This window comes from Frankia sp. ACN1ag (assembly GCF_001414035.1).
Lineage (GTDB): Bacteria > Actinomycetota > Actinomycetes > Frankiales > Frankiaceae > Frankia > Frankia torreyi.
The window spans coordinates 1-23,589 of record NZ_LJPA01000027.1 but is presented as its reverse complement, the minus strand read 5'-3'; the positions used below and the strand labels follow the sequence as shown (position 1 = coordinate 23,589).

18 protein-coding genes and 5 pseudogenes are annotated in these 23,589 nt (G+C 74.2%); 16 read left to right on the top strand and 7 right to left on the bottom strand.

Annotation, left to right across the window (positions count from 1 at the left end):
• The first annotated feature begins 178 nt into the window (after positions 1-178).
• From UK82_RS22035 to UK82_RS22020, 5 genes and pseudogenes are all read left to right on the top strand, one after another.
• Positions 179-961: an enoyl-CoA hydratase/isomerase family protein gene (locus UK82_RS22035; protein ID WP_055409049.1), complete on the top strand. Its 783-nt coding sequence runs from the start codon at positions 179-181 to the stop codon at positions 959-961.
• A gap of 212 nt (positions 962-1,173) precedes the next feature.
• Positions 1,174-1,239, top strand: a pseudogene (locus UK82_RS41630) (PadR family transcriptional regulator); the annotation flags it as partial.
• 1 nt (position 1,240) lies between these two features.
• Positions 1,241-1,782, top strand: a 542-nt coding sequence (locus tag UK82_RS22030; RefSeq protein ID WP_236706279.1) for a PadR family transcriptional regulator, incomplete at its 5' end; no start/stop codon positions are given.
• Positions 1,779-2,510, top strand: a complete 732-nt coding sequence (locus UK82_RS22025) for an ABC transporter ATP-binding protein (protein WP_044887746.1) — start codon at positions 1,779-1,781, stop codon at positions 2,508-2,510. The genes UK82_RS22030 and UK82_RS22025, both read left to right, overlap by 4 nt.
• Positions 2,507-4,954 (top strand): FtsX-like permease family protein, encoded by a 2,448-nt coding sequence (locus tag UK82_RS22020; RefSeq protein ID WP_055409045.1) that lies wholly within the window; start codon positions 2,507-2,509, stop codon positions 4,952-4,954. Before UK82_RS22025 ends, UK82_RS22020 begins: the two co-directional genes overlap by 4 nt.
• 85 nt (positions 4,955-5,039) lie before the next feature.
• Here the strand turns inward: UK82_RS22020 and UK82_RS22015 are convergent, their stop codons facing one another.
• From UK82_RS22015 to UK82_RS39415, 3 genes and pseudogenes are all read right to left on the bottom strand, one after another.
• The gene (locus UK82_RS22015; protein ID WP_055409042.1) at positions 5,040-7,445 is read right to left on the bottom strand and encodes a diguanylate cyclase domain-containing protein; all 2,406 of its coding nucleotides are present in this window, start codon (positions 7,443-7,445) and stop codon (positions 5,040-5,042) included.
• Positions 7,446-7,636: 191 nt separating this feature from the next.
• A pseudogene (locus tag UK82_RS39420) lies at positions 7,637-8,648 on the bottom strand (PLP-dependent aminotransferase family protein); the annotation flags it as partial.
• Position 8,649: 1 nt separating this feature from the next.
• A partial coding sequence (locus UK82_RS39415) for a GntR family transcriptional regulator (RefSeq protein WP_236706278.1) occupies positions 8,650-9,094 on the bottom strand: 445 nt, incomplete at its 3' end.
• Here UK82_RS39415 and UK82_RS22005 point away from each other — a divergent pair.
• Both UK82_RS22005 and UK82_RS22000 read left to right on the top strand, forming a co-directional pair.
• Positions 9,093-10,022, top strand: coding sequence for a DMT family transporter (locus UK82_RS22005; protein ID WP_055409040.1), 930 nt, complete (start codon positions 9,093-9,095; stop codon positions 10,020-10,022). The genes UK82_RS39415 and UK82_RS22005 overlap by 2 nt on opposite strands.
• Before the next feature lie 653 nt (positions 10,023-10,675).
• Positions 10,676-11,950 (top strand): ABC transporter substrate-binding protein, encoded by a 1,275-nt coding sequence (locus UK82_RS22000; RefSeq protein WP_055409038.1) that lies wholly within the window; start codon positions 10,676-10,678, stop codon positions 11,948-11,950.
• Between the two features lie 180 nt (positions 11,951-12,130).
• On the opposite strand, the gene UK82_RS31790 is transcribed toward UK82_RS22000, so the two are convergent.
• The gene (locus tag UK82_RS31790; RefSeq protein WP_082122230.1) at positions 12,131-12,469 is read right to left on the bottom strand and encodes a hypothetical protein; all 339 of its coding nucleotides are present in this window, start codon (positions 12,467-12,469) and stop codon (positions 12,131-12,133) included.
• A gap of 270 nt (positions 12,470-12,739) precedes the next feature.
• On the bottom strand, positions 12,740-13,318 hold the full coding sequence (locus UK82_RS21995; protein ID WP_044887741.1) for a TIGR03086 family metal-binding protein: 579 nt from the start codon (positions 13,316-13,318) through the stop codon (positions 12,740-12,742).
• A gap of 26 nt (positions 13,319-13,344) precedes the next feature.
• Here UK82_RS21995 and UK82_RS43080 point away from each other — a divergent pair.
• The 3 genes and pseudogenes from UK82_RS43080 to UK82_RS21985 form a co-directional block, all read left to right on the top strand.
• Positions 13,345-13,622: pseudogene (locus UK82_RS43080) on the top strand (HTH domain-containing protein); the annotation flags it as partial.
• A 1-nt stretch (position 13,623) separates the two neighbouring features.
• A partial coding sequence (locus tag UK82_RS21990) for a YafY family protein (RefSeq protein ID WP_236706277.1) occupies positions 13,624-14,697 on the top strand: 1,074 nt, incomplete at its 5' end.
• Between the two features lie 122 nt (positions 14,698-14,819).
• Positions 14,820-15,335 carry a YbaK/EbsC family protein gene (locus UK82_RS21985; RefSeq protein ID WP_055409111.1) on the top strand — a complete coding sequence of 172 codons (516 nt, stop codon included), beginning with the start codon at positions 14,820-14,822 and terminating at the stop codon, positions 15,333-15,335.
• 31 nt (positions 15,336-15,366) lie between these two features.
• On the opposite strand, the gene fabG is transcribed toward UK82_RS21985, so the two are convergent.
• Entirely contained in the window at positions 15,367-16,149 is a 783-nt protein-coding gene (gene fabG / locus UK82_RS21980) for a 3-oxoacyl-ACP reductase FabG (RefSeq protein WP_044887740.1), read from the bottom strand.
• A 147-nt stretch (positions 16,150-16,296) separates the two neighbouring features.
• A complete protein-coding gene (locus UK82_RS21975; RefSeq protein WP_044887739.1) occupies positions 16,297-17,514 on the bottom strand; it encodes a phosphotransferase enzyme family protein in 1,218 nt (405 codons plus the stop codon).
• A 245-nt stretch (positions 17,515-17,759) separates the two neighbouring features.
• Here UK82_RS21975 and eutB point away from each other — a divergent pair, with 245 nt between their 5' ends.
• The 6 genes and pseudogenes from eutB to UK82_RS39405 form a co-directional block, all read left to right on the top strand.
• A complete protein-coding gene (gene eutB, locus UK82_RS21970) occupies positions 17,760-19,202 on the top strand; it encodes an ethanolamine ammonia-lyase subunit EutB (protein WP_044887761.1) in 1,443 nt (480 codons plus the stop codon).
• The gene (gene eutC / locus UK82_RS21965; protein WP_082122224.1) at positions 19,199-20,116 is read left to right on the top strand and encodes an ethanolamine ammonia-lyase subunit EutC; all 918 of its coding nucleotides are present in this window, start codon (positions 19,199-19,201) and stop codon (positions 20,114-20,116) included. The genes eutB and eutC overlap by 4 nt, the downstream gene beginning before the upstream one ends.
• A 171-nt stretch (positions 20,117-20,287) precedes the next feature.
• The coding region (locus UK82_RS21960) for a toll/interleukin-1 receptor domain-containing protein (RefSeq protein ID WP_236706275.1) at positions 20,288-20,725 on the top strand (438 nt) is incomplete at its 5' end.
• Positions 20,725-21,778: pseudogene (locus tag UK82_RS43075) on the top strand (hypothetical protein); the annotation flags it as partial. The gene UK82_RS21960 and the pseudogene UK82_RS43075, both read left to right, overlap by 1 nt.
• Positions 21,779-21,789: 11 nt before the next feature.
• Positions 21,790-22,589 (top strand): annotated as a pseudogene (locus UK82_RS39410) (NACHT domain-containing protein); the annotation flags it as partial.
• A gap of 1 nt (position 22,590) precedes the next feature.
• A partial coding sequence (locus tag UK82_RS39405) for a pentapeptide repeat-containing protein (RefSeq protein WP_236706274.1) occupies positions 22,591-23,589 on the top strand: 999 nt, incomplete at both ends.

The window sequence follows — 23,589 nt, the reverse complement described above, 5'->3', positions numbered from 1 at the left end:
ACCGCCCGGCAATGCGGCGGATGCGGTATAAGCCCGGCCGGACGGGCGGGGGCGACGGTCACCCGGTTTCGACGCCGCCGGTACGGCGCGCCCCAGGCCGGCGGATCAGCCAGGATGTCGGACGGGGCGTCTGGCCCCCGGCAACCGCCGGCACCGACCAGCACAACGGAGGATCAGCATGAGCGAGTCCGGCGACGTCGCCGTCCAGACCCGGCCCGACCACGTCGCGGTCGTCGAGATCCGCCGGCCGCCGCACAACTACTTCGACGTGCACCTCATCGAGGAGCTCGCCGACACCTACGACAAGCTCGCGGCCGGGTCCGAGGTCCGCGCGATCGTCCTCGCGGCGCAGGGCAAGCACTTCTGCGCGGGCGCCGACTTCGCCGGCACCAGCACGGCGGCGGCGGTCTCGGCCGAGGAGGGGGCGCCGGCTCTCTACCGGGCGGCGCTGCGCCTGTTCACCGCCCCGATCCCGGTGGTGGCGGCGGTGCAGGGCAGCGCGATCGGCGGCGGGGTGGGGCTCGCGGTGTCCGCGGACTTCCGGGTGGCGAGCCCCGAGACCCGGTTCGTGGCGAACTTCTCCCGGCTCGGCCTGCACCAGGGCTTCGGCCTGTCGGTGACGCTGCCGGCGGTCGTCGGCCGGCAGAAGGCGCTGGACCTGCTCTACACCGGCCGCCGGGTCGGCGGGCAGGAGGCGTTCGAGATCGGCCTGGCCGACCGCCTCGCTCCGGCGGAGGGGCTGCGCGACGCGGCGATCGCGTTCGCCGCCGAGATCGCCGCGGCCGCGCCCCTGGCGGTGCGCAGCATCCGGCAGACGATGTGGGCGGACCTCGTGCCCGCGATCCAGGCCGCCACCGCGCGCGAGGCGTCCGAGCAGGCCATCCTGCGGGCCACCACCGACTTCGCCGAGGGCGTGCGGGCCACCACCGAGCGCCGCGACCCCCGCTTCACCGGCCGCTGAGCCCGCGCCCCGGGCCGGGAGAGTCAGCGGATTCTCCCGGCCCGGGCCAGGCGAACACGGTCTCCACGACAGGTCCTCCGGCTGACGTGGCCGGCGGAGGTAGTGGGTGCCGGGCCCGACGGAACCCGCGGTGCCATCGCGGTTGACGGGCTTGCCAGGCGCGGATTTATACCGAGTATGATACTGGGTATTCTCCGACGGGACGGGTGCTCATGAGCGTGCGACATGCCCTGCTGGCCCTGCTGAGCGAGGGCCCGAAGTACGGACTGCAACTGCGTNAGGAGTTCGAGGCACGCACCGGCGAGGTCTGGCCGCTCAATGTCGGCCAGGTCTACACGACCATGCAGCGGCTGGAGCGCGACGGCCTGGTCGCCTCCGACGACGGTGAGGAACCTGGCCCGCAGAAGAGCTTCCGGATCACTCCCGAGGGCGGCGCGGAGCTCGCGGCCTGGCTCGCCACGCCGCCCGCCGCCGACGTGCCACCCCGCGACGAGCTGGTCATCAAGGTGCTGGTGGCGACGCGGTTGCCCGGCGTGGATGTCATCCAGCTCCTCCAGACGCACCGGCGGCACCTGATCGAGACGATGAGCCGCTACACCCGCCTGAAGGAGGACGCAGCCGAGGACGACCTGGGGCTGCTCCTGGTCACCGACGCCGAGATCTTCCGGCTGGAGGCGTTCGTCCGCTGGTTGGACACCGCACAGGCCCGCCTGCGTCACCGACCGCCGCCGGCCGCCGACCCGGCGCCCACCCCGGCATCCACCCTGGCGCCCACCCCGGCATCCACCCGGACGCGGCGGGGCGCGAGGGCCGGCCGATGACACCCGTACTCGAACTGCGCGCCGTGACGAAGGTGTACGGCTCGGGAGCGGTCGCGGTGCACGCGCTGACCGGCGTCGATCTGTCGGTGAACGCCGGGGAGATGGTCGCGGTCATGGGCCCCAGCGGATCGGGCAAATCCACCCTGCTGACCATCGCGGGCAGCCTGGAGCAGCCGACGACGGGCGACGTCCTGGTCGAGGGCACCCCCCTGGCGGGCATGTCAGCGGCCGACCGGGCCCGGCTGCGGCGCCGGCACGTCGGCTTCGTCTTCCAGGACTTCAACCTGCTGCCCGGGCTCACCGCCACCGAGAACATCTCGCTGCCGCTCGAGCTGGACGGCGTCAGGGCGAGGGCAGCGACCGCGGCGGCGCGGCGGGCCCTGGACGAACTGGGACTGGCGGATCGCGCTGGCGCCTACCCGGACGAGCTCTCGGGCGGGCAGCGCCAGCGGATCGCCATCGGCCGCGCCCTGGTCGGTGAACGCCGGCTGCTACTGGCCGACGAGCCGAGCGGGGCGCTGGACACCCAGGCCGGCGAGAGCGTCATGCGGCTGCTGCGCGACGCCTGCAAGCGCGGGGCGGCCGCCGTGCTGGCCACCCACGACGCCCAGCTCGCCGCGTGGGCGGACCGCGTGGTGTTCGTCCGGGACGGAGTGGCGGTGGACCAGTCCCGCCCGCCGGCCGGCCCGGAGTCGCTCCTGGCCGCCGGCACGGAGCCATCGCGATGACGGTCGCGGCACCCCTACGGCCGGTGGCCCGCGCCGAGGGCGGGCTGCCCGCCCGCCGGGCGATGGTGCGGTGGGCCTGGCGGATGCTACGCCGAGAGTGGCGGTCGCAGATACTGGTGACCCTCCTGCTCCTCGTGGCGGTGGCCGTGGCCGTCTGCGGCGGCACCGCCCTCTACCACGCACCCCCGCCCGCCGATCCCACCCTCGGCACGGCCCGCGACGTCTGGGTGCTCAACGGGCAGGACCCACCGGCGATGACCGCCGACATCGCCGCGCTGCGCAGGGCCTACGGGACCGTCGACATGGTCGGCCACACCCCGGAACGGGCCCCGGGGCTCGCCCGGCCGGTCGACTACCGGGCGCAGCCGCTCGGCGGAACCCACACCGGGCACCTGCTCGCCATCCATCGCGGTCGGTATCCGTCCGGGGCGACCGAGGCCGCGGTCACCACCGGCACCGCCAAGCTCCTCGGCCTGCGGCTCGGCGGTTCGATCGCCCTCGACGGCCACCCCCGGACGATCGTCGGCATCGCCGAGAACCCCAGCGACCTGACGGACGACTTCGTCCTCGTGGCGCCCGCCGGGGGGCCGCCGCCGCGGTCGGTGTCGGTGTTCGGGGACCGGCACGGCCGCGAGGGCCCACGGCTGACCACCGTGAGCCAGCGGCTGGGGCAGGGGGGCAACACCGACCAGGTCGTCATCACCGCCCTGGTCCTGGCCGCCACCACCGTCCTGCTCCTGCTGGTCGCGTTCGTCGCCGCCGCGGGCTTCGCCGTCCTCGCCCGGCGCAGACTCCGCCAGCTCGGCATGCTTGCCGCGATCGGTGCCACCGCCCGGCAGGTACGGCTCGTGGTCACCGCCACCGGTCTGCTCGTGGGCACGGTCGCGGCCGGGGTCGGGGCCACGGTCGGGCTGCTGTTCTGGCCCCTGGCCGCCGGCCGGCTGGAGCCCACGATCGGGCACCGGATCGACCGGTTCGACCTTCCCTGGCCGCTGATCGCCGCGATCGTGGTGCTGGCGATGGCGATGTCGGCCGCCGCGGCCTGGTGGCCGGCCTGGGCCGTCTCCCGCCTCCCGGTCACGCTCGCGCTCTCCGGCCGGCCGCCGGCGCCCAGATCCACGCACCGACCGGCGGCGCTCGCCGCGGTCGGTCTGGCCGTGGGGTTGGGCTGCCTGGCGACGAGCGACCGGCGGAACCCGATCCTGATCGTCGTGGGCACGGTGGCCACGGCGCTGGCGATCCTGTTCGCGGGCCCGCCCGCGATCAGGCTGCTCGCGGCAGCCGGCGCACGGACCCCCGTCGCCGCCCGGCTGGCCCTGCGCGACCTGGCCCGACACCCGGCGAGATCCGGCGCGGCGGTGGCCGCGATCAGCCTGGCGCTGGCCATCCCGGTCGCCGCCGTCGTCGTCGCGACAGCCGCCCAGGCGACCCCGGCGACCGGGAACCTGAGCGATCGCCAGGTGCTGGTCCGCATCCCGCAGCCCGGCGACCCGCCGGCGCTCGTTCCGATCAGCTCCGCGAGCCGGCTGCGGGAACTGGCCGACCGGGTCGGCGAGATGGCGGCCGCCCTCCCGGCCTCGACGGTGCTCCCGCTGGACCTGGCCTACGACCCGGCGGCGCCACCGGAGCTCAGCCCCACGACCGGTCAACCCGTCCGGCACGCCCAGGAACTCGGCAGCGCCAGGGGCGACAGCGAGTTCGCGATGGCCCCGGCCTACGTCGCCAGTCCGGCACTCCTGCGGCTCGCCGGCGCCGATCCGGCCGCGATCCCCAGGTCGGTCGACGTGGTCACCGGCCAAGCGCGGAGTCTGGTCATGTTCGCGCCGACCAGGACCCGCGACCTGGAGCATCCCCCCACCATCCGGGTTCCCGGACCCCGGTACACCTCGCTCCCGGACACGCTGCTGACCGTCGGCGGACTGGCCCGCCGCCAGCTGGTGCCGGTCCGGGCCGGCTGGCTCATCGAGTCCGGGCAGCACCTCACCGGCCCGCAGGTGGCCGCGGCCCGCCGCATCGCCGCCCGGGCCGGCCTGACCATCGAATCCCGGGACGGCCAGGCCGCCGTGCAGACGGTCCGGGCGAGCGCCACGGCGGGCGGGTTGGTCCTCGCGCTCGCGGTCCTGGCCATGACCGTCGGCCTGATCCGCAGCGAAGGCGCCGCCGATCTGCGCACCCTGACGGCCACCGGGGCGGACGCCGGGATCAGGCGGACCCTGACCGCGGCCACGGCGGGCGGGCTCGCCCTGCTCGGCGTGCTGCTTGGCACCTTCGGCGCCGGTCTTGGCCTGGTCGCGGTGTATCGGAGCGATCTGGCGGCCTTCGGCCACGTGCCGGCGATCTACCCGCTGATCTTCCTCGTCGGAGTCCCGTCGGCGGCCACGGCCGCCGGCTGGCTACTCGCCGGCCGGGAACCGGCATCGATCGCGCGCCGGATGCCGCAGTGACCCGGCCCGACCCGGCCCGACCCGGACCGACCCGGACCGACCCGGACCGACCCGGACCGACCCGACCTGCGCCGGGCGGTCCGGTTCACACACGGGCGGCGGTCGCGGGTGGCGGGGAACGGTTGTCGACGATGTCGCCGGTGGCGAGGTGGCAGCCGCGTTCGAGCAGGCGGCGTGCCGTCGACCTGGTGTCGACACCGTCGGCGATCACCTCGATCCCCAGGTCGATCACGGTGGCGAGGAAGGCGTCGGTGAGGATGCGCAGCCGGTCCGGGGTCGACCGGTCGACCCACAGCGCCGTGTAGGCGGGGTGCAGGGTGATCATGTCGACGGGCAGCAGCCGCAGGCTGTCCACGGTGGTGTCCGCCGAGCCGACCTCGGCCAGGGAGATCCGCACGCCCGCGCGGTGCAGCCGGGTGAGGACCTCAGCGGTGGTGTCGGGGTCGCGGTCCCGGCTCGTTCCGCGGATGTCGAGGACGAGCGCACCGGCCGGCAGCCCCGCGTCGGCCAACGCCGAGGAGATCTCCGCCGGCAGACCCTCGTGGCTGGCCCGCTCGGCGAGCAGCGGCACGTGCACCGCTGCCGGTCGCGCACCGGACGGCGTCCGGCGGGCGACCCACGCCAGGGCGTGGCGCAGCAGGAACCGGTCGAGGGCCGGCCCGACACCGGCCGTGTCGCCCAGGACGGCCAGCCGCTGCGGACGGAACACGCCCAGCCGGGGGTGGTGCCATTCCAACCGGGCCTGGTAGGCGGGCACCTCGTCGGTCGCCAGGTCCACGACGGGCCGCAGGCAGACGCCGAGCCGGCCGCCGCTCGGGTCGTCGCGGGCGGCCGCGGCGAGGGCGGCCTGCAGGGCGGGGATCGTGTCCGGCGCGCCGAGGTCGGCGTCGTACACCGTGAGAAGTCCGCTCTTGCCGGACTTGGCCGAGTACATCGCCAGGTCCGCGCGATGCAGCAGGGTCTCGGCGGTGATCGCGGTGTCGGCGGGGCCGACGACGACGAGCCCGAAACTGGCTGCGACGGCGTAGGTGGTGTCGGCGAGCCGGACCGGAAGGCGGACCGCCTCCGCGAGCCGGTGCCCGATCACCACCGGGTCCTCGGCGTCGCCCGCCGGGGCGGATTCGAGCAGGATGGCGAACTCGTCCCCGCCGAAGCGGGCCACGGTGTCGGTGGCCCGAACGGTCGCGGTGAGCCGGCGGGCGGTGACGCGCAGCAGCTCGTCGCCGGCCGCGTGCCCGAGCGCGTCGTTGACCTGCTTGAAGTCGTCGAGATCGCAGAAGACCACGGCGACCGGGTGCGGCACCCGGGCATAGCGGGCCAGGGTCTGGTCGAGCCGGTCGGCGAACAGCGCCCGGTTGGCCAGGCCCGTCAGCGGATCGTGGAAGGCCAGCCGGCGCAGCTCCCCCTGGTTGTCCTCCAACCGCTCCAGCAGCCGCACGTTGTCGGCCATCGTCGTCATCTGCCGGAGGAGGGCCAGCACGAGCAGGCACAGCAACGCCCAGATCTCCTCCTGCCCGGCCAGATCGGTCCCCACCACCCGCACGACCGCGACGGCGCCCGCGACGAGCAGCGGCAGGTAGGGCAGCATGACGTGCCACCAGCGCCGCCGGTACTGCGTGGCGGTCCACTGCGCCGCCGGGACGACGGCGAGGGGCGGCTGCCCCGGCGGCAACAGCGCGGCGAGGCCCACCAGCAGCGGGCCGGTCACGAAGCCCAGGTCCAGGATGCGCGGAAGGTCGGCGAGGTCCCGGGTCGTTGCGTACAGGTAGATCATGATGGCCAGTGCGAAGACCATCAGCCCCGAGCCCAGCAGGCTGAGGCCGAGCAGGGACCGCGGCCGGCGGAACGTGGCGATCAGGATGATCGTCACGGCGGTGACAAGCGCGGCGGCGGTCACGACGAGGGCGGGCAGGATGTCGTAGACGGGATGATCGCCCTCCTTGATGCCGTTCTCCAGCACCGTCACCCAGGCGAGCAACGCGACGGCACCGGTCACGATGACGCTGTCGAGCACCGTGATCAGGTACCAGCGCCGCTGCCGAGCGGTCCCGCGCGCGAGCGAGTCGAACGGATCGGTCGGGTAGCGCAGCACTCCGGCCAGGCCGCACAGCCACGGCACCAGCAGCGCCAGCATGGGCAGGGTGATGTGCGGCACGGGTTGTCCGCCATGGACGACGTCGTGCAGCGAGGCGAGCGCCGTGCCCGACAGCGCCAGCACCATCACGCCGACGAGCACGCGCCAGGTGCGTTCCGCGCCCTCGCTCCGGGCTGCGGTCACGAAGCAGGCCAACGTGCCGGACGTCGTCGATGCCAGCGCGGCGGCCCGCACCATGATCAACGCTGCCCGGGCGGGCAGCGTCAGCGTGGCCAGCGCCACCGCGACGGCGACCACGGCGACACCCAGCGCCGTCCGCCGCCACCACCGGGCGACGGGTGGCCCCCCGAATCCGGGCGGGCGGGCCCGCGCGGGCGCGCGCGCTTCATCCCCCATCTGAACGTCACCGTCCAACCCGGCCGAGCGCGGCGTCACCGCGGCGGTCCGCCCCTCGGCCCCCCGATACCTATGCCCGTCCGGCGGCCCAGATCCGACCGAACCACCCCGACCGCTGCTGAGCGTGACCCCCGGTCCGGGGTCCGGCCTGGACAACCAGGCGGGACCACGGCGTTCCCGGGGCCCGGACCTCACCCGTCGCGCAGCACCGCGGCGAGCCGGTCGACCGCGGCGACGAGACCCTCGCCCGGGGTGCGGCTGTAGGTCAGGCGCAGGTGCGGGGCGACGGCTTCGCCCACGGTGTAGGCGCTGCCGGGGCCGACGGCGACGCCCGCCCGCCGGGCGGCCGCGGTGACGAGCCGATCGTCGGCGCCGGGCGGCAGCGGCAGCCAGACGTGCACACCTCCGCTGGGCGGCTGCGGCGGGTCGCAGGCGGGCAGGGCCCGCGCGATCGCGGCGAGCAACGCCGCCCGGCGGGCCAGCAGCACCCGGCGCAGCGACGCCAGGTGCCGGCGCCAGCCCGGGGTGCTGAGCAGCTCCACCGCGGTCTGCTGGAGCACCGGGGCGACGAACAGGTCGTCGGTGATCCGCACCCGGGCCAGCCGGGCCGCGACCGGGCCGCGGGCGGTGACCGCCGCGATCCGCAGGCCCGGCGACACGCTCTTCGACAGCGACAGCACGTGCACGACGTGGCCGTCCGGGTCGGCGGCGGCCAGCGGGGGCGGGCTGACCGCGGTGAGATCCAGCGGCGCCACCCAGTCGTCCTCGACGCAGAACGCCCGGTGGTCCCGCAGGGCGGCGAGCACCGCCGGCCGGCGGTCCGGGGCGAGCACCGCCCCGGTGGGGTTGGCGTGCCGTGGTTGGAGGTAGACCAGGCGGGCCCCGCTGCGGCCGAGAACGTCGGCAAGATCGTCCGGGCGCACCCCGGCGGCGTCCGCCGGCACCGGGACCGGGACGAGCCCGGCGGCCCGCGCGGCGGCCAGCGCCCCCGGGTAGGTGGTGTGCTCGACCGCGAGGGCCTCGCCGGGCCGGCCGAGAGCACGGAAGACCAGCGCGAGCGCCGCCTGCCCGCCGCTGGTGACGAGCACGTCGGATGCGGTGTGGGAGGGACTGACCAGGCCGGCGATCAGCCCGCGCAGGTCGGGCAGGCCGGCGACCGGGGTGCGATCCCAGGCGCCGGGCCGGCGCGCGGCGCGGGCGGCCNCCGCCGCGAGCAGGCCCACCGGCTGGGCCGCCGGATCCAGGTAGGCCGAGGCGAGGTCGAGCACGCCGTCGGGGACGGGCGAGTAGAGGTCTGTCATGTCGTGCGGCAGGTCGTCGCGGGCTCCGAGCACGGCGGTCTGCCAGCTCAGGTCGGTCGACCGCGACGCCGGCGGCTCGGCGACGACGCTGCCGCGACCGGGCGTGGTGACGAGCAGCCCGCGGGCGGCGACCGCCGCGAGGGCCCGCTGCACGGTCAGCGCGCTCGCCCGGTGCCGGCGCTGGAGCTCCCGGGTGCTCGGCAACGCCGAGCCCGCGGGCAGGCGGGCACACAGCGCGGTCAGCTCGTCGACGATCCCCGCCTGCCCTCCCCCGCGGCCCGGCTCTCCCACACGGCTGCCCGGCCCGGCCGCTGACCCGTCAGCGCTTCCGCCGATATCCTCGTACATGAAAGCCAAGGAAAGCGCATTCGTCGGGAGCGGGGAAGCGCGGGGGCTGGTGTCGGGCGCCGCGGGGGTGGTGGCGTTCAGCCTCACGCTGGTCGCGACCCGGGCCGCGGAGCCCGCCTTCGGGGCGCTCACCGTCGGCGCCGGGCGCGCCGTGCTGGCCGCCGGCCTCGCGGCGGCCCTGCTGCGCCGCCGTGGCCTGCCCCTGCGCCCCCCGGACGGGCGGGTCGCGACGATCGTCATCGCAGCGACCGTGGTCGTCGGGTTCCCACTGCTGACCTCGTGGGCGCTCGCGGACGTCCCGGTCGCGCACGCCGCCGTCGTGGTGGGCCTGGCGCCGGCGGCGACGGCCGGCTTCGCGGTGGTGCTGGCCGGGGAGCGGCCGACCCCGCCCTACTGGGCGGCCCTGGGCGTCGGGCTCGCCGCGGTGCTGGCCTTCGCGGCGGTCCAGGGTGCGGGCCGGCCGCGGCTGGCCGACCTGCTGGTGCTCGCCGCGGTGGCGCTCGTCGGCCTCGGTTATGCCGCGGGCGGGGTGCTCTCGCGGCGCTTCGACGGCGCGGCGGTGATCTGCTGGGCGCTGCTGGCGGCGCTGCCGGTCACGGTGCCGCTGACCGCGATCGGCCTCACCGTGCATCCGCCGCGCCAGGTGACAGCCGGCGCTGCGGCTGGTCTGGGTTACGTCAGCGTGGTGAGCATGTTCCTCGGCTTCGTCGTCTGGTACCGGGGGCTCGCCCTCGGCGGGGTGGCGCGGGTCGGGCGGCTCCAGCTCGCCCAACCGGTGCTGACGCTGATCTGGGCGGCGCTGCTGCTCGGTGAACCGCTGACACCGCTCGGCGTCGGGACGGCGGTGATCGTCATCGCCTCGGTCGTCCTCGGCCGCCGGGCTCCTCTACGCCCGCACCAGCCCGACGGAGTTCCCCGCCGGGCATGATCGACGGGGCTCCCCGCGGGCATGACCCGGGTCACCTGCTTCGGCGCGGAACAGGACCGAGGGCGGCGCGCCAGGCCGCCGCGGCGCGCCCGCCGAACAGCCGGTGGGCGCCGCCCGGTCCGCGGTGCCCACCGAGGGTGGGGGCGTATTTGCCGCCCGAGCCGCCAGCCGATATGCAGGAATGTTTACCCGCGGCCAATCAGGCCGACGCGGAACCCGGAATGCGGCCGTCACAGCGGCCTCCGCGCGCATCCGCGCATCTCCGGGGCCCGGGACACAGCATGTGTCCGCAGGACGGATCGGCATCACCGCGCCCCCACACCGGTATTTCGGCCGGGCCGATGGCACCGACCGGGGCGGCGGCCATCACCGATTGATGAGACGCATCACGCATTCACCCGGCCGAGGCGCCCACCGCCCGCGGGCCGGACCATCCCGACGCCGCACCGCGCCGCGAGCTACACCCCGAAAGGCGTAGCACCGGCGACCGGAATCAGAACACGACGAATCCGTCTTTGTGCTGCCCTATACCTTGTGCTGCTCCTGGCCCGGCCGCCGGCATTGACCGGGAACCGGTCCGACCGCCACCCATGGGCCGGCACTGGGGCCCGAAAGGGTCGGTCCGCCGCACAAAGGCACAGAGATGGTAGGGAATGAGAAGAAGCCTGCGTTCATTCGTCGCGGCGGGTGCCGCGGTCGCCAGCATCGTCGTCGGCGTGACCGCGTGTGGCGGGGGCGGTGGGAACGGCGGGGACATCCTGAGCCAGGCCCGACACGGTGGGGCGGACCCGTGCGCGCCGACGGCGGGCGTCGACCGTGGCAAGATCAGCCTCGGCCTACTGTACTCCGGCTCGCCGTACGACGGCGACCCCAGCGCGCTGTTCCGGGCGGGCGTGGACGCCCGCCTCGGCGAGCAGAACGCGAAGGGCGGGATCTACGGCCGCCGGCTCTCCTACAGCATCGAGGACGACGAGGCGGCCCCCGAACTGAACGCCGTCGGTGGACGCGCCCTGGCGCAGCGCGACAAGGCGCTCGGCCTCCTCCAGTTCAGCGTGGCGGCCTCCGGATCGGCGCACCTGCTGGAGTCCGCCGGGGTGCCCGTCGTCGACGGGCAGATCACCGATCCGTCACTGGTGCTCCGCTCGAACGTGTTCAGCTACTCCCGGCCGACGGTGGAGGAACCCACCTCCAGCGGCTGGGGCGAGTTCCTCGCCAACCGAGGCGCGCACCGCGCGGTCACGGTCTCCCTCGAGCTGTCCTCGGCCACCCGGTCGATGGCCGACGCCGCCCGCAGGAGCGTGCTCGCCGCCGGCCTGAAGGTCGCGGACAACCTGCAGGTGCCCAGCGGGCCCTTCGACGCCGACCGGTTCGCCGACGAGGTCCGGGACTCCGGCGCCGACAGTCTCATCGCCTTCGTCCCGGCGCCGAACTTCTACCAGATCGTCGCCGCGGTGCAGGACGCCGGCGTCGACCTCAAGGCGATCCTCGGCAACCCGACCAGCTACGACCGCAGCCAGCTCGCCCGGTTCGGGGACTCCGCAGCGGGGGCGTACGCGTTCCTCGACTACACGCCGTTCGAGGTCAGCACCCCGGCGCACCGGCGGTTCCTCGCCGCGATGGCCGCCTACGCCCCGCAGGCCGCCGCGCTGCCGGACGGCACGGCGCTGATCGGCTGGATCAGCGCCGACCTGCTGCTGCGCGGGATCACCGCCGCCGGCGCCTGCCCGACCCGCGCGGGCGTGCTCGCCGGCCTGCGCAGCCAGACCCGCTTCGACGCCGACGGGCTGCTGCCGGCGCCGATCAACCTGAGCAAGGGCGTGGCCAACATCGCGCCCTGCTACGACTACGTCCAGGTCACCCAGGACGGTAAGAAGTTCGTCCCGGTGCCCGGCAAGCCGCGCTGCGGGCGGATCCTGCGGGCCGGGTGACCCCGCGAGCCCGATGACCCTGCGATCCCGATGACCGCACGAGCCCGATGACCCCGCGGGCCGGGTGACCACGCCCGCGCGAACGGCCGGGTTCCCGCCGCCGCCCTCAGGTCAGGCCGACGGCGGGAACCCGGCGCGCCGCGGCATCACCCCGCGGTCAGCAGGTCGGGCAGCCACCGGTCATGCGGTCGGCCACGTACCCCAGTAGTAGAAGCCGGGGTGCCATTCCTTGGGATGCCAGACCTTGGGGAAGTAGTGGTGGTGCCACCAGTAACCGGGAATCCAGTATCCGGGTTCCCAGTATCCGGGGTGGAAGATACGGTGCTGCCCCTTGTGTTCCTTGGGGCCTTCGTGCGGCTTTTCCACCGCCTTCGGAGGCGGCGGCGCGGGTGTGGTGGCGGCCGGACTTGGGCCTGCCGGTGACGGCGTGGCCGCGCCGGCGGGCGCGGCCACCAGGAATGCGGCGAAGGCAAGGACGACAGCCAGGACCAGAGATCTGCAACGCTTGATGATTTTCATGGCCATCCCTTCGGCAGATGCGCCGTCACGACACCCCGACCGTTCGGATCTCCCGTCGGGAAGCTCTCCCCGGCGCGCCTGCTGAATACCCTCGCCACGCTCCGCACAACCGTCGGTACGCCACGTCGTCGCCACTACGTGAACCGCGTTGTCCGGCGTTTGAAACCCTGCTTGTGCCCTGCGCCTGGATCGGCACATCCGAAATCGGGAAAGGGCGGTTTTTCCTGTGTTGCCCCGTCCGCGCGGGGCGGCTCGTCAGGACACGGCACGTCAGGACACGGCACGACCGAGGTGGCCGGCCAGCCGGCGGTAGGCGTCCGCGTCGGCAGGCACCTCGACCACCGGGCCGAAGGGCATCTCCTCGCGCCCCTCGATCGGTACGGCCCGCCGGGCGATCTCCAGCGAGATGACGGCGAGTTCGGGATCGAGCTCGCCGGTGCGGCCCGTCGCGACCGCCAGATCCCAGGCGTGCATCGTCAGCTCCTGGGTGTAGGCCGCCGCGGCGACCCGGCCGGGCAGCACCGCCCAGGGCAACTGCAGCGGCCGGTCGAGCAGGGTGTCGTCGGACCAGACCGCGCGCAGGTCGGCGGCGGACTTCGCGTAGCGCTCCGCCCAGCCGTCCAACGGCACCCCGGTTGTCACCAGAGGCAGCTCCCGGGGGTCGCCACCCCGACCCGCGACCGCGATCCGCGCGACCACGGTGAACAGGTGCCCGACCAGGGTGGTGACGTCGAACTCGGAACAGGGGGTCGGTAGCGCGATCTGGTCCGGCTCGACGGCGGCGACGAGCCGCCCCGCCTGGTCGAGGGCGCGGTCGAGCAGCGGGCGCGGGTCATCCAGCGGGTTCATGCGGGTGCTCCTTCGGTCGTCGCGGCGTGATCGAAGGCGACGGTAGCCACCGAACAGGTCACCTCCTGTCCTGTTCACGCTGTCCTGTTCACGGCCGCGGGCCACCCCGCCAGACCAGCCCGGCACCGGCACCGGCACCGGCCCGATGCCGCGCACCGCGGCCGGCCTACGGTGATCGGGTGCGAGCGAGTCGGCTGATCGCCATCATCATGCTGCTGCAGGCGCACGAGCGGCTCACCGCCGCGCAGATCGCCGGGCGGCTCGGCGTCAGCGATCGGACGGTCCGCCGGGACCTCGACGTCCTNGGCGAACTCGGGGTGCCGCTGTACTCCGAGCGGGGACACGGCGGTGGGTGGCGGCTGGTCCACGGCTGGCGCAGCGACCTGTCGGGGCTCACCGCCGACGAGGCGCACGGACTGTTCCTGGTCGCGGGTCCGGCGGCGCGTCCCGGGCTCGGGCTGGAGCCCGCGGTGGACTCGGCGCTGCGCAAGCTGCTGGCGGCCCTGCCGGCGGCGACCCGCCCGGACGCCGAGGCCGTCACCGCCACCCTGCTCGTCGACCCGGGCCGCTGGGGTGGCCCCGCAGTGACACCGCCCGCCCAGCTCGCGACGCTGGCCGGCATCCTGCGGGCGGGCCGCCGCGCCCGAGTCCGCTACGCCGGCCGGTCCGACCGCGCGGCCGGCACGCCCGCCCGCGACCGGGACGTCGACCCCTACGGCCTGGTGCAGAAGGGCGACGTCTGGTACCTCGTCGCCGGGACGGACGCCGGCCCGCGCACCCTGCGGGTCTCCCGCATCGAGTCGGTCGCCGAACTCGACGAGCCCGCGGACCGGCCCGCCGACCTCGACCTGCCGGCCCTGTGGGCACAGTCGCGCCGCGCGGTCGAGGAACGGATGTGGGCCTACCGGGTCCGGTTGCGCGCCGACCCCGCGATCGTCCCGATCCTGCTCGGCGTGCTCAGCGCCCGCGGCCGCATCGAACCGCCGGCCGGGTCGTCCCCCACCGGTGAGAGCACCGCCGCCGGCACCGAGCTTGTCCCGGTCGACTCGGCCAACCCGGTCGACTCGGCCAACCCGGTCGACTCGGCCAACCCGGTCGACTCGGCCGACCCGCTTGGCGCCGTGGGCGGCACCGCCGGCTGGACGGCGCTGTGCGCCTCGTTCCCGAGCGCGGCCGTCGCCGCGGCCGACCTCGCCGGGTTCGGCGCGCGGGTCATCGTCGACGAGCCGCCCGGCCAACCCGACGGCGTCGCCGCGCACCTACGGCGCATCGCAACCGAACTGCTCGCGCGATACTCGCACCCGGCTCCGCGGACGGCACCGAACTCCGACACGGCACCGAACCTCGAAGCCGACGATCGTCAGGAGACCACACCGTGACCCAGACCGGCACCGAGGCTCAGACCGGCACCAAGACCCCGGCCAGCACCGATCCCGGGGCCAGCACCGATCCCGGGGCCGGCACCGAGACCGGGGCCGGCACCGAGACCGGTCCGGCCGGCATGGCCCCAAGCCAGGGCGGACCCGATTTCGCCGGGCTGCCGCCGCGCAGCCGTCTGGTCGCCGAAGCGCTGCACGCGGCCGGGGCGGAGCAGTCCGCGCGGGCTATCCGCGAGCTGCCCGACTCGGCGCGGACGGCGGCGGAAGCGGCCGCGGCGGTCGGCTGCGAGGTGGGCGCGATCGCCAACAGCCTGGTGTTCGTCACGGAGGCCGCGCGGCCGGTGCTGGTGCTGACCAGCGGCGGCCACCGCGTCGACACCGGCGCGCTGGCCGCCCGGCTCGGGGTGGCAGCCCTGTCCCGGGCCAGCGCCGCCCAGGTGCGGGAGGCGACCGGACAGGCCATCGGCGGGGCCCCCCCGTTGGGTCATCCGGCACCGCTGCGCACCGTCGTCGACGTGACGCTCGCGGACCATCCCCGGATCTGGGCCGCCGCGGGCACCCCGCACACCGTCTTCCCGACGACCTACGAGGAGCTCGTCCGGGTCACCGGTGGCACCCCGCTGTCCGTGACGGCCTGAGAGCCGCCGCCGGCGGCGGCGCGGGCGGCGTTCACGACATCTGCAGGGCGGCCGGCGACTCGGGCAGGATCTGCCCGCCGTCGACCACCAGCGCCTGCCCGGTGATGTAGGAGGCCTCGTCCGAGGCGAGGAACAGCGCCGCGTGACCGATCTCGTCGACCTCGCCGAGCCGGCGCATCGGGATCGCGGCCTCCATCGAGTTCAGATAGTCCGCGCCCAGCTCGTCGAGCCCCTCGGTGCGGACGTTGCCCGGGAGCACCGCGTTCACGGTGACCCGATCCCGGGCGAGCTCCACCGCGGCGGTGCGCATGAACCCGAGGATCGCCGCCTTGGACGCCCCGTAGTGCGACCAGCCGGGATAGCCGGTGATCGGCCCGGTGATCGACGAGGTGAGAATCACCCGGCCGCGGCCGGAGGCGACCAGCGCCGGTAGGAACGCCTGCACGGTGAGGATGGCGCCCTTGACGTTCGTCCCCAGCACCTCGTCGATGTCGGCCTCCGTCATCGTCGCCAGCGGCGCGGACGGGAAGATCCCGGCGTTGGCGCAGACGACGTCCACCCCGCCGTGCCGCTCGGCGACGGTCCGGGCCAGCCGCGCGTTGTCCTCGGCGCTGGCCGCGTCGGCGAGCACGAAGCTGACGGTGCCCTCGCCGAGCTCGTCGAGCTCCTGGGCCGTGGTGGCCGCGGCGACGACGTCCCGGCCGCTGAGCACGACGTTCGCCCCCGCCGTCGCGAAAACCCTGGCGATGCCCTTGCCGATCCCCTTGCTCCCGCCGGTGACCACAACGGTCCGACCCGCGACCGAGGTGAACATGTGGCACGTCCTTTCGTCGATGCGGGGTGATGTCCGCATAGTCCCCGGCGGGCGGGACGTTCAAGCGGCCCGACTTACCCTCCGTCCCGACTCCTCGTCCGGTCCGGCTCGCCGTCGGCGCCAGCGCACCATCAGGCCCGGCCGCAGTCAGCCGGCGAGCAGGCGCCCGGTCAGGTAGGCCTCGGCGAGATCGCAGCTCTCGCGGGCGTACGCCGGGATGCTGGGCACCGCGTCGGAATGCGGGTGGGTGCCGAGCCACGCGACGAGCAGCAACCGACGCAGCAGCACGAAGGTCGGGATCATCGCGACGTCCGCGGCGGTCAGCGGCAGCCGCCGCTGGTAGGCGGCGAGCCACGCGGCGACGAGATCACCAGCGGAGTCGAGGTGCTCGATGAACGACAGCGACGCCGCGAGATCCCACAGGTACCACCCGAAGCCGCAGTCGTCGAAGTCGATGACGCAGACTTCGTCCGCCTTCGCCGCGCCCGCCGCGGCGATGGTTCCGGCGCCGTCGGGGACGAGGAGGTTCGCCATGCGCATGTCCGCGTGGATGAGCCCGAACCGGTCCGGCCCCCTGCCGAAGGCCGACAGCCGTCCCTCGGCGACGGTGGCGGCCCGGCCCAGCAGTTCCACCGCCTCGCGCGCGGCGGCACCCCGCGATCCCAGCACGGCGGCACCCCGCGATCCCGGATCGTCCACGCCCGCTGCTGCATCCGCGCCGATGACGACGGCCTCGCCCAACGCGGTATGCAGGCCGGACGTCCAGCTCCCCCACCGGGCGGCGGGGCCGAGGGTGCTCTCCCACGTCCAGGCGAAGCGGGCGAACGACGGTGGGCGGGCCCAGCTTCGGGCGTGCCGATGCAGCCGCGCGGTGATATCGCCGAGCTGGGTGAACGCCCCTCGCAGCGCGGCCGGTTCCAGCGCCTCGGGCGAGCGGCCGTCAACCCATTCGAACAGCACGGCATGCCGCTCGGCGCCGCCGTCTGCGTCGCCTCCACCACCCGCACCACCACCTGCGCCACCGCCCGCGCCATCACTCGGGGTGCCCTGTGGTCGGGCGGTCGCGGTCGCCACGGAGGCGCCGGTGCGGGTCGGGACGACGGGCGGGGTCCGCACGACCCCGTCGCCGCGCAGGGCGCTCACCCAGGCGAGCTCGCCGTGGATCTCGGCGAGGCTGTGGTAGCCGGGGCGGTGCAGGCGCAGCGCCCAGCGACGCCCGCCGGCGAAGTCGTCCACCCGGTAGGTGATGTTCTCCGAGATGTGTAGCAGGGTGGCCTTCGGCGCCGGGCCAAGATCGTAGGCGGCAAGCACCTCGTCGACGGTCTCGTCCAGCCCGATGAGCCCCTCCACCGAGGTTGCGCTCATCGCACCGCCCACCGACCCGCCTGCGCTGCCCCCGCCGCGCCGGGCGCAGCGGCGCCCGCGTTCCTGTTCCAGTCCTCCGGCACGGGGAGCACCGTAATACGGCTCGATCGTCCGTCCGGGCAAAGATACGTACCGTTACGCGAGCGAGTGTGCCGGCGAGCGACATGCGTCGGCGAGCCTCAGAGTGCGTCGGCGAGCGGAGTGCGTCGGCGAGCGGGCAGCGCCGGGGACGGGAGGTGGCCGCGTTGGCCTACCGGGCGACGTTGCGCGGCGAGCGGCATGTGTTCGCCGATCTGGCGACCCTGTTCGCGAAGGCGAACGAGATGAAGTCCGGCGACGAGCTCGCCGGAATCGCCGCTGGGTCGGCGCGCGAGCGGGTCGCGGCGAAGCTCGCGCTCGCCGACGTCACGCTCGGCGAGATCATCGCCGCGCCGCTGATCGACGACGCGGTCACCGACCTGATCCTGCGCGGCCACGACCCCGCGTTGTTCGCCCCGCTGGTCTCGCTCACCGTGGGTGAGTTCCGCGAGCTCGTGCTGTCGCCGTCGTTCCCGGCGCGCTGGCGCGATGACGGCCTGGCCCGCGCGATCACCCCCGAGATCGCCGCCGCTACCGCGAAGATCATGAGCGACAAGGACCTGATCTGCGCGGCGAAGCCGCTGCGGACGGTCACCCGCTGCCGCAACACGATCGGCGAGGCGGGCGTCCTCGGCGTGCGGGTGCAGCCGAACCATCCCGCCGACGACCTGGAGGGCATCCTGCTGTCGGTGCTCGACGGCCTGCTACACGGCTGCGGCGACGCCGTGCTCGGCGTGAACCCGGCGCGCGAGTCGGTCGAGCAGGTCGGGACGATCCTGCGCGGCCTCGGCGCTCTGGTCGACGCGTTGGCGCTGCCAACGCAGACGTGCGTGCTCGCGCACCTCACTACCCAGCTAGCCGCGCTGGCCGCGGGGGCCCCCGTCGACCTGCTGTTCCAGTCGGTCGCCGGCACGGAGGCGGCGAACAGGAGCTTCGGGATCACCCTGGACCTGCTCGCCGAGGGCCGCGAGACCGTGCTCGCGCACCATCGCCAGGACCGGCCGGGCGACTTCGTCGGCGAGCAGGTCATGTACTTCGAGACCGGGCAGGGCAGCGCGCTGTCCGCCGACGCCCACCACGGCGTCGACCAGCTCACCTGCGAGGCACGGGCGCACGGGGTGGCGCGGGCGTTCGACCCGTTCCTCGTCAACTCGGTGGTCGGTTTCATCGGCCCGGAGTACCTCGCCGACGCCCGCCAGATCACCCGCGCCGGCCTGGAGGACCATTTCGTCGGCAAGCTGCTGGGCCTGCCGATGGGCTGCGACGTCTGCTACACCAACCACGTCGACGCCGACCAGAACACCAACGACGACCTGCTCGTCCTGCTCGTCGCGGCCGGCTGCACGTTCGTGATGGGCGTCCCGAGCGCCGACGACGTCATGCTCGGCTACCAGTCGACGAGCTACCACGACGCCGCCGGCATGCGGGAGCTGTTCAACCTGCAGGCGACGCCGGAGTTCACCGCCTGGCTCACCGACCGCGGCCTGCTTGTCGACGGCCACCTCGCCGACCCCACCGGCCCCGTGGCCGCCCTGCTCACCGCCGGTCTCGACGGCGCCCTCGCCACCCTCCCCACTCCACCCGCCGTCCCCTCGGGCCCGACCCGATGACCCCCGGCCACGCCCCCGACCCCGACCCCGCCTCCGTCACGCCGGCCGACGCCATCCCACCTGCCGGCACCGCATCCCCCGACCGGACCAGGCCGGGCCGGGAACCCGAGGCGTCGACGGTGGTGCCGGTGGATCTCGCGGCGCTGGCCGAGCGGGTCCGGGCAGTGACGCCGGCGCGAGTGTTCGTCGGCCGGACCGGTACGTCTTACCGAACGGCGAACCTGCTGGCACTGCGGGCCGATCACGCCGCGGCCCGCGACGCCGTCGACGCCGAACTGGACCTCACCGGCCCCGCGCTGACCACGACGACCGAGCGGTACGGCCTGTTCGCCGTGGGATCGGCCGCCGCCGACCGCGCCCAGTACCTGCGCCGGCCGGACCTGGGCCGGCGGCTGTCCGACGAGGGGCGCGCGCAGGTCGCCGCCCGCTGTCCGCCCGGCGCGGATCTCCAGGTCGTGATCGGCGACGGCCTGTCCGCGGCGGCGGTGGACGCCCAGGTCCCGACGCTGCTGCCCGCGCTGCTCACCGCGGCGGCCGAGGCAGGCTGGTCGACCGGCCAGCCGTTCGCGGTGCGCCAGTGCCGCGTCGGCATCATGAACGACATCGGCGACCTGCTGCGCCCCACGGTGATCGTGCTGCTGATCGGCGAGCGCCCCGGCCTCGCCACCGCCGAGAGCCTTTCCGCCTACCTGGCCCACCGCCCCCGCTCGGGCCACACCGACGCCGACCGCAACCTCCTGTCCAACATCCACCGCCGCGGCCTCCCGCCGGCGAAGGCGGTTGAGCGCATCACCGGCCTGATCGATGCGATGCGCACGTTAGGCATCAGCGGCGTCTCGATCAAGGAACCGACCGCCATACGGACCCTCCCCACCACCGCGCCGCCCGAAGCGGATCCAACCTCCAGCACCTGAGACGGCTGTGATGCGCAGCGCGCCATGAGGGCTGGACGTCTGCCACTGAACCGCGATCGCGGGTACCCCGGAAGATCGAGTGATGTGATCACGCCCTATCGTGAAGCCATCCGGAAAAATGCGAACGGGGGCGGTTCGATGGGCGAGCGGGTCCAGGTCTCGATGTTCCTNAGCTGGTGCCACAGCGACGCCGACGCCAAGCAGGCGCTGCTCGGCCAGCTACACCTCGATGGCCTGGCCGGGGTGCGGGCCGAATGGTGGGAGGACTCGCACCTGCAGATCGGTGAGGACTGGCGTCGGCAGACGCTCGACCAACTCGCCAAGTGCGACTACGGGCTGCTGTTACTGAGCCCCGGCTTCTTCGCCAGCCGCTTCATCCTGGACGTGGAGCTCCCCCGGCTGCTCGGACCGGACGTCGACAAGGTCCTGCCGGTGATGTTGAAGCGGGTCCCGATCGACGGCTCGTGGGACCTGCACGGGGTCGACACCCGGCACATCTTCACCTCCAAGGGGCGCTGCTTCACCGAGACCCGCGGACCGAGCCGGGAGAGGTTCGCATTGGATCTAGCGACCGAGATCCGGCGTCGCGTGCTGAGCGACGCAGCCTGATGCGGCTGCCCGGTCGGGCGGTGCTGCGGCACCTGGATCGACTCGCCGACGATCTCACGCCCCGGCAGTTGGCTCGGCTGCGGGCGTTGGCCGACCTGATCGGCGACGACGGGCGAATCCCGATGCCGCAGGCGTTGGACGTCGCCACACCCGGCGGCGGTGATGTGAAGGCGCAGGACACCTTCCGCAAGTTCCGGGCCGCCCTCGACGAGGCGGCGTCCGCAGCCGGGGTAGACCTGCGGCTGGTCAGCGACCGACGTAAGGCTCCGCCGGCCGACCGGTTCTGCTGGTTCGAGGGCGCCGACGTCACCGGCGAGGAGTTGGCCGAGCGTTCCCAGCGAGAGGCGAGGCGACGAACCGGCGACGAGCCGGTGGCGGCGTCGGTATCCGAGGTGCTCCAACCGGTCGTCCACGTAGAGACGGCTCCGCAGGCGTCCAAGGCGCTCCGCAGGCGGGAACGGCTGTTCATAGAGCTGCTGACCGAGCAGGTCGCCGCGCTCCCCGGCTACAGAGTCACCAGCCCACTCGACATCCCGCTCGGCGTCAACGTCGGGGCTGAGCGGCAACGGCTGCGCGAGGCGGCCGACGTGGTGGTGGAGCTCGACAGCGCCGCCGCCCGGAGGTATGCCCCGCGGGGCGCGACCGCTCGTCGGCCGCTCCGATTCGCCCTGGAGGGCGTCGTTCCGCGAGCATCCGTCACCGGGAACGCCGCACTGTGTGCCGACCGACCGTTCAGCCAGTGCCGGGATCGCGTCGCCCGGCTGCATTTCGTCACGACGGTCCTGGCGATGGTCGACGACCGCCTTCGGGAACCCCTTCCGGCCAGGCAGGAGCCATGGCCCAGTGCCGAAGCGCCGGCGTGGGCGCGTTACGAGCCGGCGGCAACGGGCCGCACCGGCACCCATGCCTGGGACCGCTCCGGCCGAGAGGCATGGGCCCGGAAGATGATGAGCCGGCGGCCCCTGGACGTGACGCCAGTGCCCCCCGTGGCCGGTGAGACCTCGCTCGCCGCGGGAAGCCCCGGCGACCCGATGCCGCGGCACCTGGGCGAACNGACGAGGGCGGTGGCCCGCCTGCTGAGCTGGGCGGTCGACGAGTCGCCGGGCGCCCGTCACCTGTGCACGCTGCTCGGCGACGTCGGGATGGGCAAAACCACCACCGTCAAGCTGTTTACCGAGGCGCTGCTGGACCGCCGCCGGCAGCACGGCCCCGCGGTGCCGCTGCCGATCCTGCTCGATCTGCGGGATCTGCCGCCAGCGGTGGCACGGGAGGGAGCCAGTCTCACGAGGATCGTGCAGGCGCTGCTGGACGCCGGCAGCGCCAGCGCCAGCGCCGGCCCGTCGGCCGCGCAGGTGCTGGACATGGTGGCCGAAGGCGGCTGCGTGCTGATCTTCGATGGACTCGATGAGGTGCTGGTGCACCTGGAGCCGCACGCCGGCCAGATGTTCACCCGGATGTTGTGGCGCGCCACTGAGGACACCTGGCAGTCTCGGACGGCCGACCGGCGGGGAGCCCGGCCGAGCCGGCTGCTGCTGTCCTGCCGGACCCACTACTTCCGGTCCGTCCGGCACGAGACCACACACTTCAATGGCCAGCACCGCGACGGTCCGGATGGCGCCGATTATCTGGCCCTGTTGATGCTGCCGTTCGGCGAGGATCAGGTACGCGCGTATCTCTCGGCGAACGAGCCCGGCGCCGATGCCGACCGGCTGCTGGAGCTGCTCGACAGCGTGCACAACCTGCGGGAGATCGCCGAGCGCCCGCTGACCCTACGGATGGTTGCCGAGCAACTGAGAACGGTGGAGCAGGCGAAGCTCGACGGCCGCACCGTGCGCTCGGTGGACCTGTACGCGTCGTTCGTCGCNCAGTGGCTGGAACGCGACGACGGCAAGCACTCGTTACTCCCGGCGCACAAGCAGCTCCTGATGGAGGACCTTGCTGCGCGGCTGTGGCGCTCCGGACGGGCGACGTGGCAGGTGGACGAGGTCGAGCAGTGGCTGTTGGAGTTCCTCGCCGGCCGGCCAGACCTGGAGCTGCACTACCCGGCGCGGGCCCCGGACCTGTGGAAGGAGGACCTGCGCACGGCGACGTTCCTGGTACGCCGCGACGACGAGACGTTCGGTTTCGCGCACACGTCGCTGCGCGAGTACTTCCTCGCCCGCCATCTCGCCCGGGCCTTGGAGCTGCCCGCGGAGCAGGCTCGGGCCGGCTGGCAGTTGCCGGTGCCGAGCCCCGAGACGCTCGACTTCCTCGGCCAGTGGCTGGCGGGACGTGGCGAGGCGCAGCGCGGGCGGTGCATGAAGGCATTGGCCTCGATGGCCGCACAGGCCCCAGGCGGGCGGGCCGATGCGGCGGCAGTGCTGGCGTTCGCGTACTGCCTGGCGGCGACCCGGGCGGGCCATCCGAGCCACGCCCCGTCGGGATCCGTCCTCACCGGCGCCGGTCTGGCCGGCTGGCAGATCGACGGTGGCGGCGGGCGGCTTGACCTGCGCGGGGTGTCTCTGGCCGGGGCCAGGCTGACCGACGCCGTGGTGCGCGACGTAGACCTGTCGGGGGCCGACCTGTCCGATGCGGACCTGACCCGCGCTGAGGTGCACGACAGCAGCCTGGACGGGGCCGATCTCCGCCGCGCCGAGCTCACGGGAACGATGTTCCGTGGCTGCGATCTCACCGGCGCACGCTGGAGCGGCTCCCACGCATATGCCACTCAGGCGCTGCTGTGCCGCCCGGTCGACGGTGCCCGCCGCCGAGGCTGGCTGGTGGCACCGAACGCGACCACGCGGCAAGCCGGCGTCCGCATATTGTCCTTCACCGGCCACACCGACTGGCTGACCGGCGGCGCCTGGAGCCCCGACGGCACCCGC